12 protein-coding genes are annotated in these 14,438 nt (G+C 35.2%); 3 read left to right on the top strand and 9 right to left on the bottom strand.

What is annotated here, in order from left to right; all coding sequences use genetic code 11:
• The first annotated feature begins 20 nt into the window (after positions 1–20).
• A complete protein-coding gene (locus K6119_RS11735; RefSeq protein ID WP_221831910.1) occupies positions 21–1,862 on the top strand; it encodes a T9SS type A sorting domain-containing protein in 1,842 nt (613 codons plus the stop codon).
• A 53-nt stretch (positions 1,863–1,915) separates the two neighbouring features.
• Here K6119_RS11735 and K6119_RS11730 read toward each other — a convergent pair whose 3' ends face one another.
• From K6119_RS11730 to K6119_RS11720, 3 genes are all read right to left on the bottom strand, one after another.
• Complete coding sequence (locus K6119_RS11730) at positions 1,916–2,287, bottom strand: DUF4296 domain-containing protein (protein WP_221831909.1); 372 nt, start codon at positions 2,285–2,287, stop codon at positions 1,916–1,918.
• Positions 2,287–3,621: a dihydroorotase gene (locus tag K6119_RS11725; RefSeq protein WP_221831907.1), complete on the bottom strand. Its 1,335-nt coding sequence runs from the start codon at positions 3,619–3,621 to the stop codon at positions 2,287–2,289. The genes K6119_RS11730 and K6119_RS11725 overlap by 1 nt, the downstream gene beginning before the upstream one ends.
• 72 nt (positions 3,622–3,693) lie before the next feature.
• On the bottom strand, positions 3,694–4,401 hold the full coding sequence (locus tag K6119_RS11720) for a polyprenol monophosphomannose synthase (protein WP_221831906.1): 708 nt from the start codon (positions 4,399–4,401) through the stop codon (positions 3,694–3,696).
• A 152-nt stretch (positions 4,402–4,553) separates the two neighbouring features.
• On the opposite strand from K6119_RS11720, the gene K6119_RS11715 reads away from it, so the two are divergent.
• Both K6119_RS11715 and K6119_RS11710 read left to right on the top strand, forming a co-directional pair.
• Positions 4,554–5,888 (top strand): LVIVD repeat-containing protein, encoded by a 1,335-nt coding sequence (locus K6119_RS11715; protein WP_221831905.1) that lies wholly within the window; start codon positions 4,554–4,556, stop codon positions 5,886–5,888.
• Between the two features lie 85 nt (positions 5,889–5,973).
• Positions 5,974–6,945 (top strand): OmpA/MotB family protein, encoded by a 972-nt coding sequence (locus tag K6119_RS11710; protein ID WP_221831903.1) that lies wholly within the window; start codon positions 5,974–5,976, stop codon positions 6,943–6,945.
• Positions 6,946–7,000: 55 nt separating this feature from the next.
• On the opposite strand, the gene K6119_RS11705 is transcribed toward K6119_RS11710, so the two are convergent.
• From K6119_RS11705 to clpP, 6 genes are all read right to left on the bottom strand, one after another.
• Positions 7,001–7,393 (bottom strand): tellurite resistance TerB family protein, encoded by a 393-nt coding sequence (locus K6119_RS11705; protein ID WP_221831901.1) that lies wholly within the window; start codon positions 7,391–7,393, stop codon positions 7,001–7,003.
• 55 nt (positions 7,394–7,448) lie between these two features.
• On the bottom strand, positions 7,449–8,597 hold the full coding sequence (locus K6119_RS11700; protein WP_221831898.1) for an AI-2E family transporter: 1,149 nt from the start codon (positions 8,595–8,597) through the stop codon (positions 7,449–7,451).
• A gap of 48 nt (positions 8,598–8,645) precedes the next feature.
• Positions 8,646–11,456, bottom strand: a complete 2,811-nt coding sequence (locus K6119_RS11695) for a T9SS type A sorting domain-containing protein (protein ID WP_221831896.1) — start codon at positions 11,454–11,456, stop codon at positions 8,646–8,648.
• A 93-nt stretch (positions 11,457–11,549) separates the two neighbouring features.
• Positions 11,550–12,515 carry an isopenicillin N synthase family dioxygenase gene (locus K6119_RS11690; RefSeq protein ID WP_221831894.1) on the bottom strand — a complete coding sequence of 322 codons (966 nt, stop codon included), beginning with the start codon at positions 12,513–12,515 and terminating at the stop codon, positions 11,550–11,552.
• Positions 12,516–12,517: 2 nt separating this feature from the next.
• On the bottom strand, positions 12,518–13,747 hold the full coding sequence (gene clpX / locus K6119_RS11685) for an ATP-dependent Clp protease ATP-binding subunit ClpX (RefSeq protein WP_221831892.1): 1,230 nt from the start codon (positions 13,745–13,747) through the stop codon (positions 12,518–12,520).
• A 1-nt stretch (position 13,748) separates the two neighbouring features.
• Positions 13,749–14,420 carry an ATP-dependent Clp endopeptidase proteolytic subunit ClpP gene (gene clpP / locus K6119_RS11680; RefSeq protein ID WP_221831889.1) on the bottom strand — a complete coding sequence of 224 codons (672 nt, stop codon included), beginning with the start codon at positions 14,418–14,420 and terminating at the stop codon, positions 13,749–13,751.
• Positions 14,421–14,438 lie beyond the last annotated feature (18 nt).

Raw genomic sequence — 14,438 nt, 5'->3', positions numbered from 1 at the left:
AAAATTATAAGATCACAATTATGAAAAAAATCTACGTTTTATTAGGAGCAGTTTTGGCTTCGGGAGCGTCTTTTTCTCAGTTGAATACTCAATACCACTTTTCAGCTGACAGTAAGCACACTCCTTATAGTATCACTACTATTGAAAATAGAGATGCTATTTATCAGGGAGGGGATAGAACTACGTATTATACAGAGGATTTTGACGCAATGTCAGACCTTAATACTACTTGGATCGCTGCAGTGCAAACTGGTGGAGTTGGTTTCGCATTAACTTCTACTGGACACGCAAATGATGCAGGTTCTTCATTCTTTATTCCCGCTTTATTATCATCTACTCCAACTCAATGGGTTGTTTTAGATTCAGATTCAGACGGTTCATCAGGAACTGATGAAAATGCTACTTTAACTTCACCCGTAATCAATGCTTCAGGTGCTGGAGGAGGACCATTGAAATTAGAATTTGAACAATTCTTTGCTGAGTGGGAGCAAGGTGCAAACTTTGATACTTTATATGTTGGTGTTTCTGATGATGGAGGAGCAACTTGGAGTGAAATAGTTATTGAAGATGGTGTTGGTAGAGAAGGAAGACCTAATCCACAATTAGTTTCTATCAATATTACTCCTTATGTTACTAACCAGGCTAACATTCAAGTAAGATTCAGATGGAAAGGAAACTGGGCTTACGGATGGCAAATTGACAACGTATCTGTTTTAGATTTACCGGATAACGATTTGATCGTTCAGGATGTATTCAGAGGAGATTTAATCAACTCTATCATGTATTCAAGAATTCCGGATGAGCAAACTGTTCCTTTCGTATTAGGAGCTGACATCAAAAATATTGGTTTCGCAGATCAAACTAACGTTGGTTTTGAGTGGGAAATTTTTGATGGTTCAATGACTTCAATTGGTTCTGGAACAACTTCAGCTAATATTGCTTCTTTGAGCAATGGTCAAAACGATACTGTTTGGGTAACAACTACAGTTACTCCAACTGCTATTGGAAACTATACAATCAACTTTAAAGCTATTGCTGATCAAACTGAATTACCGGCTGATACTACTAACAACTGGGAAATCGATCAGGAATTTCATTTAACTGATTATGAATATGGAGCAGATTACGGAACGCCAACTTCTGCTTTCTATAACTGGGCTAACAATAACAACGGTGCCGCTTCAGTAGGTAACGTTTTCTTGGTTCAAGCTGGTGGTGTTGTTGGAGCAATGAGAGCTGAATTGGATAACAATGCTATTGTAGCAGATAAAATCATTTACTATGTATTGTATATCTACAATTCAGGAACTGGTGAGTATGATTATTTAGCGCAAACTTCTGATTATACAACAACTTCTGCTGATGAAGGAAACTTTGTAGACTTGTTCTTTACAAACCCTGTTACAGTTAATGCTGGAGATCAATTATTAGGAGTTGCTGCTCACTACGGTGGAACTGAAACTGCTGGATGGGAAATGTCTGGTAGAGTTGCTCAAGGTGCTGTATTAGGTACAGATGAAACTCAGCAATTTGTTAACTTGATCGATCCTTCTGCTCCTGCAGTTAGATTGTTAATGCAAGATTATACTGGATTAGAAGAAGATATGACAGAAGATAAATTCTCTGTTTATCCAAATCCTGCTAATGATTTCATCAATGTTTCAATTTCATTAACTGAGTCAGAAAATACTACTATCAATGTATTAGACATCTCAGGAAAAGTTATTGCTACTAGAAACTTAGGAAATATCCAAGGAGATAAAAACATTACAATCTCAATGAGAGACTTCGCAACTGGTGTTTATTTCGTAGAAATGATCAACGAAAACCACAGAGAAGTTAAGAAGATTGTTAAGAAATAAATCTCAATCTTATTTAAAGATGAAGGCCCATGCTCTAAGAGTATGGGCTTTTTTTATTGTGGATTATTTTGTTGTTGCCTCAAGGTAACTCTAGTATTTACAGAATCTAACGCAGTTTCGTAAATAAAGAACAAAGTAGGTACATCACAAGCATAGTACTCATAACTACTTCTAAATTGTTCTGAAGATATTTGATGATCTTCAAAAACGAAAGTAGAAGCTGAATCAAGGGCTTCTTTGTACATATTAGGTCTTTGATACATCCTTTGATAATGTGATTCTAAGATCTGTAGATCAATTATTACAGGTATTATCTGATCTAATGGCAACAAGTTATCCGGACGTTGGATAGGTACATTTGTAGATTCGCCTGAACCACAAGCCAACATCAAAGAAGATAATATGATTAGCGACTGTTTTTTCACTAAGATGTGAACGTAAGGCGAAGACCTGTATTGCCTTCTACAATTGATCCATTTTGATAAACGATATTTCCATTCACGAAAGTGGTATCTATGCTGTGATCAAAAACAACACCCTCAAAAGGAGACCATCCACATTTGTATAGAATGTTAGACTTATTTACTCCGTATTGTTTGTTAGGATCCACCACAACTAAATCTGCAAAGTACCCTTCTCTAATGTAACCTCTGTCTACTATATTAAAACAGTCTGCTACAGCATGAGACATTTTTTCTACCGCTTTCTCTACAGTAATTTTACCTTCTTTGGCTTTTTGTAAAATAGCTAAAACGGCATGCTGTACTAAAGGTCCACCTGAAGGAGCGTTAAAGTAATTGTTGTGTTTTTCTTCTATTGTATGCGGAGCGTGATCAGTTGCCAATACATCTATTCTGTTGTCGTTTACTGCTTCCCAAATACTGTCTCTATCGTGAGCAGTTTTAACAGCTGGATTCCATTTGATAAAAGTTCCTTTTTCTTCATAATCTGCATCTGTAAACCACAAATGATGAACACAGGCTTCTGCAGTTATTTTCTTTTCTTTCAAAGGAGTTGTAGCATCAAATAGATCTAATTCTTTTGCCGTTGAAATGTGCAAAATGTGTAATCTGGTTCCGTGATGTTTAGCCAATCTTACAGCCATTGATGATGACAAATAACAAGCTTCTGCACTTCTGATTATTGGATGATATTTAATAGGCACATCTTCTCCATATTGTTCTTTGAACTTGGCCATATTGGCGCGAACAGTTGCTTCATCCTCACAGTGTGTTGCAATTAACATATCACATTTTGAAAAGATGTTGTCCAATGTTTGTTCATTATCCACCAGCATGTTTCCGGTTGATGAACCCATAAATACTTTTACACCACAAACATTCTTTCTGTCAGTTTTAAGTACCTCCTCAATGTTATCATTGGTGGCTCCCATGAAAAAAGAATAGTTAGCAATGGCAGATTTTGAAGCAATGTCATATTTATCCTGCAACAACTCTTGAGTTACGGCATTTGGCTTGGTATTGGGCATTTCCATAAAGGATGTGATTCCTCCTGCAACAGCAGCTCTGCTTTCTGTATAAATATTTGCTTTATGAGTCAAACCTGGTTCTCTAAAATGTACCTGATCATCTATCATTCCTGGAATTAACCATTTCCCATTCAGATCGATTACGGTTGCCGTATCATCAGAAATATTAGATGCAATCTTTTCTATTCTGTCATTATTGATTAATAAATCAGATTCAAATCTTTTGCCCTCATTAATGATTGTAGCGTTTTTTAGAAGTGTTTTGCCCATTTGCCTAGAAATTATTTACAAAAGTACAAAGAACTGCTCAGAAAGGATTGTGATATGGCTAGTAAGATTGAATTATAAATCCAGTCTACGCATTTTCCAAACACCAAAAATGGCTTCTTTGAAAATACCGGTGCTCATTTTGGATTGTCCAAATTCTCTATCAATAAATGTAATGGGAACTTCAACTATCTTAAATCCGTGTTTTTTAGCGGCATATTTCATGCAGATTTGAAAAGCATATCCCTTAAATTGAACTGCATCAAAATTAATAGCCTCAAGAACTGATCTGTGATAACATTTGAAGCCTGCCGTTGTATCTTTGATACCTATCCACAAAATCATGCGGACATAAATAGATGCAAAATAAGAAAGCATCAATCTTCCTAATGGCCAATTTGATACTTTACCCCCTTTGGTATATCTTGATCCAATTGACATGTCTGCTCCTTTTTTGCAAGCATCTAATAATCTTACTAGGTCATCAGGATTATGTGAAAAATCGCAGTCCATTTCAAAAAGGTAATCATACCCTTTAGCTAATCCCCAATTAAAACCATGGATATAAGCTGTTCCTAGTCCAAGTTTACCTTCTCGCTCTTCAATGTGCAATTTTTCTGGAAACTCAGTTTGAAGATTTTTGACAATATCTGCAGTACCATCAGGTGAACCGTCATCAACAATTAAAATATGGAATACCTCCGGCAAAGAGAATACTTTTCGGATCATTTTCTCCACATTCTCCTTCTCGTTATAAGTTGGTATGATGACTAGATTTTTCATCTAAATTCAAAGATGCGCTAAGATATATTTATTTTGCCAAAATCTTTTAGTCATTGATAGCATTGTTTATCGTTTTAACGAAATTTAAGTTGATTACTTGCGTTATTTCTGCACAAACAGATGATTAAACTCTGTAATTTTGCAGTAGCAGAATGAAAATTAAATTATTCATATTTCTACTAACCGTGAGTATCGGTTCTAATGCGCAAGATTATCAAAATGTGCAATTGCAAGATGTTTGGAATGATACCAACATCACACTGGCAGTTGAAGAAGCACGGTATTCTGACGTTTGGGGATTTAATTACAATGGGCAAAATTATTGCGCCATTGGATCTTCTGAGGGCGTTGAAGTATTAATGGTAACAGATGATGAATTAGTGCGGGTAGACAGAAAAGCGGGCGCGTTTCAAGGTTATACTGTGGTTCATAGGGATTATAAAACCTATAAAAATTACTTGTACGCAGTAGGAGATGAAGGTACTGCTACCTTACAAATTTTTGACATTTCTTATTTGCCTGATTCTATCTCAAAAGTATATGATAGCAATAGTTTGTTTGGGATATGCCACAATATCTACATTGATACTGTAAAAGCAAAATTGTACGCATCAGGAACCAATGGTATGGGAATGAAAGTTTTTGATATTTCAGATCCTATTAATCCTGTTTTAACACATGACTTTAACAATGTAAACTATGTACATGATTGTTATGTAAGAAACGATACAGCCTATTTAAATTGTGGTTTTGACGGTTTACAGATTTATAATTTCGCAGGTGCTGTTCCCATTCAGTTAGGAGTGCTTGATTTTTACGCCAATCAAGGATATAATCACAGTGGTTGGCTCTCAAAGGATGGAAAAAATTATGTCTTTATTGATGAAACAGAAGGCACAAAAATCAAACTGTGTGAGGTTAATGACCTTTCTATTATTCAGGTAAACGAAACCTTTGGAACAAGTGATTATTTGGATTATGTTCCGCACAATGTTATACTCCTGAATAAATTGGCTTTTGTGGCTTATTACAATGAAGGTTTTAGGGTGTATGATATCAGTAGATCGCCGATTAAAGAAATAGCTTATTACGATACATTTGATCAAGAAACGGCTTATAAATTTAATGGAGCTTGGGGTGTATACGTTTTTGAAAACAGTAATCAGGTGGTAATTTTAGATCGCCAAAATGGTGCGCATTTATTTAGTTTCCCTATTGATATCATGGAGTCTAACAGTTCAGGTGTTGTTCAAACTAACATCCCTTTAATTGATGAAAACAGCATTATTTTAGCACGTGATTACTTCAATGAAGGTAAAATCAAATTCAGCATCTTTGATTTGAGAGGAGCGGCAGTTTTGCACCAGGAAGACTATTTAAATTGGGTAAATGTTCCATTAAATCTTCGCGCAGGAGTTTATTATTTCGGTATCTACAATGAAGATGCTGAACTACTAGAGTCTGGTAAGTTTGCTGTTGTCAGATAATCAAAAAGCAGCTGTTCATAACTATCTCACAAATCCCCAAAACATGGCGATTTTCTTCTGAATTTTGTTTTGAGTTAGTGTTATTATGAAGAAGATCGTTTACATAACTTTTGTGTCATTGTTGGCTGTAGCTTGTGTTCCTGCAAAGAAATACAAGGAATTAGAAGCTAAATACAACAAGTGTCAGGAAGATCAAGCTAGTTACAAATCTCAATCTATTGAATACGGTAACAGGCTAAAGGAAGTGGAAGTTGAATTATCTACTTTAAAAGATGCTTATGAGCAATTGACTTCTGATACTACTAAAATGATGAACGACTATCGAATGCTGCAAACGGAGTATGATAGAAAAGTTCAATCATGCTCTGATCTGGAAAAACGCTATGAAAAAATGATGGCTTCAGGATCTCAAGACATGCAAAAGTTGGTGGGAGATTTAGAAGACACAAGAGTAGAACTTCAGAAAAAAGAAGACAGACTTAATAAATTGGAACAAGATTTAATTGCGCGTGAAAAAGCTATTAAGGCTAAAGAAGAAAGAATAGAGGAATTAGAGAAAGTAATTAAAATGCAAGAGAAGATTGTAGCTGATCTAAAAGCTAAAATCACCGAAGCATTGAGAGGTTTTGCCGATAAGGGAATTACTGTAGTTGAAAAGGATGGAAAAATCTATGTTTCAATGGAAGCCAAATTACTTTTCCCTTCAGGTAGTACAGTAGTAAATAATGAAGGAAAAGGAGTATTGATAGATTTGGCTAAAGTATTACAAGATCAAACTGAACTGGACATTATTGTAGAAGGTCATACAGATTCGGACCCAATGAAAAGTAGTGCACATCCAAAGAATAACTGGGAATTATCAGTATTAAGATCAACAGCAGTAGTGGAGATTATGTTAGGTAACAGTCATATGGATCCTGCAAAAATTACTGCAGCAGGTAGATCTGAGTTTCATCCGGTTGATCCTGATGATAAAGCAAAAAACAGAAGAATTGAAATCATTATCTCACCGGATTTAAAACCATTGTTTGATTTGATTTCTCAAAGCAGCGAATAATCTACAACAACAAACCAAATACCTTGACCCTCGAGCTAACCACTTGAGGGTTTTTTTATTTTACTTTAATTCCAAAGAAAAGTATTTCCAATTGAGATAGTAAAGTTAATTCTGACTTGTTCCGTTTAGAGTGAGCATATACAACCGCATCTATTGTTTTTAAAAAGTCAGTTTTTATATCATCAGTAAATAAGTTTTTATGTTGATGATAATACTGTTTAAAGTCTTGTATCAAATCCGCAGAAGAGGAATTGTTTTCAACCAGATCCTTTATTTCGTTAATCATCAATTGTTCCGCATATTCACCGAAATTTTTTTGACTTAATTGATGGATGATTGATAGTGATGCTTTTTTCTCATCCCTAGAAAAATCGCCATCTATTTGACCTGCAGTGTAAAGCATACGAGCCAACTGTTGAATGAAATCAATGTCTTCTGGAAAACTCATGAAATGAAAATACGATTATTCATTCAAATTAAAGCAAGTAATTTTTTGTCTTACTTCAAATATTTACTTGTTCATTTTCTTCTATCAACACTTCTTTAGTATGTACCAGTAATCTGTCTATATAGATTAATATAACAGTAGTAAGTGGCAGTGCTATTAAAGTTCCTAAAACGGTGCCAAACAAATGGCTCCATAATGCAAAAGAAAGAATCATAATGGCCGGATTTAATCCATTGTAATCCTTCATGATTTTAGGCGTAAAAAGTAATTCTTCCAGTACAGAAACAACAACAAAAACACCTGCTATACTACCCAGGTATACAAAAAATCCCGTTCCTGTTTCCATTGACAATACCCAGCACCCTAAAGATATTGGAATCAAAGCCAAATAATGAAAATGTGGTATATAACATAAAATAGCTGCAATACATGCTATTATAATCCCACCCGGCAGGTCAACTATCAAAAAGGTGATTAAGAACACGGCAAAACAAATCACTACCACTTCAGTTCTTTTTCCAAAATAGTTGAGAAAAATGCGCTTGAAATCACTTATGAAATCTTTGATAAACTGCATTTTCTTTAAATTGCCATCAAAGTACTTTTGGTATTTTTCTTCAAAATAATTGAAGGTGTAAATAATGTAAAGGAAGTAAATGATGGATCCCAGAAAAATAGCCATCCAATTGAGGTTCACCACCTCCTTAACTTCTTCTGGACTGTTATCTGATGATCCTATAAAAGAACTGATTCCTGAAAGTGCGGTTTGTAAATTGTCTAAAGCTGTGGCCTGTAATGAATCAGATTCATTTTCAATTGTATGGATTCCTTCTTGAACTTGATCTGTGTTATAAATCTGCTGAAGAAAGGATCTGATTTCTGCATTGGTTTCATCTATTTGCTCGTGATGGTCATCTGCAAATGTTACAAAGGCACCATTCAGTCTTTGAATGTCTTTGACAATCTCGTTACCAAAAATGTATAAAACAGAGGTAAATACGGCAAAGGTCAAAACGAGTAAGCTGGTTACGGCTAAATTTCTATTTGGTATCAACCTTTGTACTTTTTTAACTAAAGGATTCAAGATTGCCGCCAGCATTAAACCTATCACAAATGGCAATAAAATAGATCCTAACAAATAGAATAATAGCAGCATAACGGCTATAAAACCAAATGAGTAGAGATATATTTTACTGTTTTTCATTCCTTGCTAATCTAAAAAAAATCCCACCGCATTGGGTGGGATTTTAATTTATTGTTTGATGAATTTAATTCGTTCAGTGCTCTGATCTGAGCTAATCTCCAGTATATATAAGCCCTTAGCGTAATCGTTGACATTTAAAACAATTCCGTTAGATACGTTTTGGTTAACATACAATATTGAACCATTTGAATTGTATATTATTAGGGTGCTATTTTCCTTGATGTTTTGAACGGTCAAATTGCCTTTTGTAGGATTTGGATAAACTAAAAGTGTAGCAACATTTTCTTCAAACCCAATTGAAGGATAAGGTCCATCAAAAGGAGCATAGAAATCAAAATCTTGACCGCAAGGTGTTGTGTTGTCAATAAAATAAGCTCGAGATGAATCTACGTTTTCATCCAGTATTTCATGACTGCTTAACCCACTTGAATTTTTTACTCCTGACACATAGGCAATATCAAAAAATAATGTGTCTTGCATGTCAAATGAAATTGGTCCTACAGATCCAATAATTCTTCTGTCTCCTGCCGGATTGCTTTCACCTACTTCTGACCAATCTCCACCCGGGTCTGTGCCGCTAGTCCCCCCAAACAAAGTGTCGTCTCCTCCAGGAAAGAAATAATCACTTTCAATTCCGGAACTATTGTGGCCTGTTCCTCCATAAGTAACATGAGTTCCATCTTTCCAAATTGAATACAAATAACTAAAATAGTCAGATACTGTGCTGGGATCTCCTGTAACGCCTCCACCTGCATTGAAGTACATAGAATTAGTCATTCCCATTCTTTCATTATCTTCAATTCCGTCACCAAATCCAATTCCATTTACACTTTCTAGAGCTCCTATGCCATATGGATTATCAAAGCCATCTGCCATCATATTTGCACCTAAAATAACATAGGACTGATGGATAGAATCAAACTGAGTATACCATGAATAGGTCATCCCTCTTGAAGGATCTGTTCCTACATAATTGGCAAATACTTGTGCAACATCAAAGTCATTGTAATGACCAATAACAGTAGAATCATAGTCATTAGCTGATAAATTAATTATCTCATAATAAGTAAACAATGTGTTTTGCAAGGCAGAGTCACCAGTACATTGAAATCCATACTGATATTCTGAAATCTGCACATTCATTCTGTCGGTAGATAAAATACAATTGTTGGCAGTATCAGTATTAAAGTCATTGTAAATTGAAAGTGCACAGTAATCTCCTTTTATCAATGGATATTCACCTTCATGAGGCTCATAAACTCCATTGCTGTTTATATCCTTATACCTGGCCAAATTTGCCAATTGTCCTTTGCTTACATCACCATGTGCTGGCCAATTAAGAATCACTTCTGGAATTTTATAAGAAGCATCTCCTGTTTGAAAAGCTAAAATATGTGCATCAATTTGTTGTTTGTCGATTATCCAAACCCTGTCCCATTTATCTCTTTCTGTTTGTACATAATCTGTTTGATTTGTGACAGGGCCGGCGGCATAAACCTCGTAGTAATTTTGAGAAGAGGAATGAATTTGACCCATTTGATCAACACCACATATATGCAATACTGATCTATAAATGGCATCAGTACCATTCACTAAATAACCATTGATTCCGTTGTAAGTGTCTTGAAAATTGCTACCACATGAAGAAATAACGGCTTCAATATTATTGTTTTCAAGTTTCATATGCGGAGAAGCAATATTTAATTCTGGCGTTGAGTTTTCTTCATATTTAATAAATGTCAATCCTTCATGATCTTCCTGACAATCATTCACTATATCAGCTTCTATTCCAGAGGAAAATATGTTTGAAGCGGTTATATCAATTTCACACAATTTTGTTTCTTCAATAGAAAATTCTTGTTGAATTCCTGAACTATTGATTTTAATAATTGCACTATTAGTAGTGTTCACTCCAGCCCAAGGTCCACGGCAAGACACTAGATAATCCCCATTTTGATCAAGGGCAATATCTGAATACTGATAAGGAGCCATAGGATCGAATGAGAAGTCAGTTATGGCGGATCCGGTATTTGAAATAGTTTTAACAATAACCGGATTGTCAGCTGGAACAGATGGTGTAGTCGTTGTGTTCAAAACCATTTCATAGTTATTTCCATTGATAGCAAAGTCAGCCAAATCTGCGTTAGGAGAATAAATACTAAAACTATCAATAGCTACTCCTACATTGTTTAACTTAAAAAACCTAATAGAATCCGCTCTATTGAAGGCAATGACGTTGTTATCTCCGTCATTTTCTGTCCAAAACATTCTAAAATCTTGTGTTGCTCCATCTGAAGAAGCTCCGGTAACAACATTGTTAGCAACAGTCATGGTTACGGGATCAATTAAATATGTGAGTACGGTATTACTTCCGTTTAACTGTGCAGCAAAAATGAGTTTATCATTATCAGTAACTGACATTTCTGATTTTCTTCTGTAAAAACCGTTGGCGGTTGTAATATCAAGTTCATCTACGTAATTACCACTCATATCAAACTTTAAAATTTTGATTGAATTGGCAGAAGGAGATGTAGACAAAAGATGACCGGTATATAAATAGGAGCCTACAATTTTGATATCAAAAAAACCGCTTAAAGCCGATATGTATAAAGCCGGAAAATCATGTTTAGTTGACCATAGTGTTTTTCCATTTTCACTTAGTTTAGTAATGGTGACAAAAGTGTTTGTAGCGTTTTGTTTTTGAGTAGACACATAAAACTCATTATTAGTGAGGTCTTTTTCAATGTATGCACCACTTATGGCGGATGTTCCTGTATAGTTAAATCCTTTTGAAATACTCGATTGACTCAACGAAAGAAATGGAATAAATAGAAGCAGTAATTGGGTTAAATGTTTCATAATTAAAATTTTGCTTAAAAGTATAAACTTTTAACATGTAGCAAAAAAAATCCCACCGCATTGGGTGGGATTTGATATTTTATGTGAATTGGATTAGGCTTTTTTCAATCCTAATTCAATTAGTCTTTCTGTTAGGAATTCACCTGCTGTCATATCTTCATACAACTTAGGATTTTCATCTGAGATACAAGTGTCTAAACATGTCAAATCCATATCTGATCTTGGGTGCAAGAAAAACGGAGTAGAGTATCTTGGTGTTAACCATGACTCTTCTCTTGGTGTGATAACTCTGTGTTGAGTTGATCTCAATCTATCGTTTGTTAATCTCGCTAACATGTCTCCAATGTTAATCACAATCTCATCATCTGCAGGGCTTACCGGAATCCATTCACCATCTAAAGTTTGTGCTTCTAGTCCATCAGCAGATCCACCCATTAACAGTGTAATTAAGTTGATATCACCATGAGCAGCAGCTCTAACAGCTCCGGCAGGAATTTGCGATTTGTCTTTTACAGGATAGTAATGCAACAATCTTAAAATGCTATTCCCATTGTGGATTTTATCGTCAAAATAAGTCTCAGGTAAATCTAGATACAGTGCAGTTGAACGCAGTAAATTTCTACCTGTTTGCTCAAATGTTTGATATACTTTTTGAGTAACTGCTTCAAATTCAGCAATTACATCAGGAAAGATATTGTCTGGATATTCACTTTTAATTGGATCACCATCTGTAACAGTTTGACCAATGTGATAAAATTCTTTTATATCAGGAACAGATTGGCCTTTTGCACTTTCTTTATTTTTTGAAATGTACCCTCTTTGTCCATGATTTGCTTCATCTTCATATTGCTTCTTTACATCATCAGGTAATGCAAAGAAAGCTTTTGAAACTTCAAATAATTTGGCTTTAAGTTCTTCACTTACTCCATGGTTTTTAACAATGGCAAAACCCATGTTAGAGAATGAATCTCCAAACTCTTGAATAAAACGAGCTCTTTTTTCCGGATCACCTGAAGTGTAATCATGGTAATCAACTACGGCAATTTTGTTTTTATCCATAATTAAGCGATTTTAAGCTGCGCCATTTTTGAACCTGCAAATTTGGACTCAGCATATTCTAATGTAATTCTAAGTTCAGTAGTGTCTTTTTTAGATGGTAATTCAAACATGGCATCATTTAGAATCGCTTCGCAAATTGATCTTAAACCTCTTGCTCCAAGTTTGTATTCCAACGCTTTTTCAACAATAAAGTCAAAAACATCTGCATCAAATTTAAGGTCGATATTATCTAAATTGAATAGTTGAATATACTGCTTGATCAATGCGTTTTTTGGTTCTGTTAAGATGCGCTTTAAAGCTTTTTCATCTAATGGATCCAAATAAGTCAACACAGGCATTCTACCAATTAATTCAGGAATCAATCCAAATTCTTTGATGTCAGAAGGTATAACGTATTGTAGTAAGTTTTCAGTGTCAGTTTTTTCATCTTTTGATGAGAATCCTATCACGTTAGTGTTAAGCCTACGTGCTATGAGTTTTTCGATTCCATCAAAGGCTCCTCCGGCAATGAATAAGATGTTTTTGGTATTTACTTTGATCATTTTTTGCTCAGGGTGCTTTCTACCTCCTTGTGGTGGAACGTTAACTTCTGTCCCCTCCAACAATTTTAACATGGCTTGCTGCACGCCTTCGCCCGATACATCTCTTGTAATACTAGGATTGTCAGATTTTCTGGCAATTTTATCTATCTCATCAATGAACACGATTCCCTTTTCAGCAGCTTCTACATTGTAATCTGCAGCTTGAAGTAATCTTGATAAAATTGATTCAACATCTTCTCCTACATATCCCGCTTCTGTTAAAACAGTAGCATCAGCAATACAAAAAGGCACGTTCAATGAACGAGCAATGGTCTTAGCCAAAAGCGTTTTACCGGTTCCGGTTCTTCCCACCAAAATCACGTTAGATTTATCAATTTCAAAATCACTTTGATTATCCACTAAAGACAATCTTTTGTAGTGATTGTAAACAGATACAGCCAACACTTTTTTAGCGTCATCCTGACCAATTACATACTCATCCAGTTCTTCTTTGATCTGTTGTGGAGTAAGTAATCTAAAATCGTGATTTACCTGTTGCGCGTGATCGTGCTTTTTTTGCTCTTCGATAATACCATGAGCTTGTTCAATACAATTAGCACATATATGACCGGTTAAACCAGCTATTAAAATGCCGGTATCAACCTTTGCTCTCCCACAAAATGAACAACTGATATTTTCGTCTTTACCCATCTTATTTTTGTCTACTCAAAACTTCATCAACCATACCGTATTCTTTTGCTTCTTCAGCAATCATCCAGTAATCTCTATCACTATCTTGGTAAACTTTATCGTAATCATTTTCTGAGTGCTTTGCAATGATTTCGTAAAGCTCTTTTTTCAACTTTAAAATCTCTCTAGCTGTAATTTCAATGTCAGACGCTTGTCCTTGAGCTCCACCTAAAGGTTGGTGAATCATTACTCTTGAGTGAGGCAATGCAGCTCTTTTTCCTTTTGCTCCAGCACACAATAATACCGCTCCCATTGAAGCTGCCATACCTGTACAAATTGTTGCTACGTCAGGAGAGATAAATTGCATAGTATCATAAATTCCTAATCCCGCATATACACTACCTCCTGGTGAGTTCATGTAAATCTGTATGTCTTTTTTAGGATCTGTTGATTCCAAAAACAACAACTGTGCTGTTATGATATTTGCTACTTGATCATCAATTCCTGTCCCTAAAAAGATGATTCTGTCCATCATCAATCTTGAGAAAACGTCCATTGCCTGAACATTTAATTGTCTTTCTTCCAAGATATATGGAGTCATGGATGTGATTGTTGACATGTAACTATCAACTGTATTGCTGCTTATCCCCTGATGTTTTACAGCGTATTTTCTAAATTCGTCTTTATTATACATTGGCTTAAATAAATTGCA

It is taken from the genome of Paracrocinitomix mangrovi, from assembly GCF_019740355.2.
GTDB classification, from domain to species: Bacteria; Bacteroidota; Bacteroidia; order Flavobacteriales_D; family Crocinitomicaceae; genus Paracrocinitomix; species Paracrocinitomix mangrovi.
Note: the sequence above shows the minus strand (reverse complement) of the source record. Positions and strands in the feature narration are given on the sequence as shown.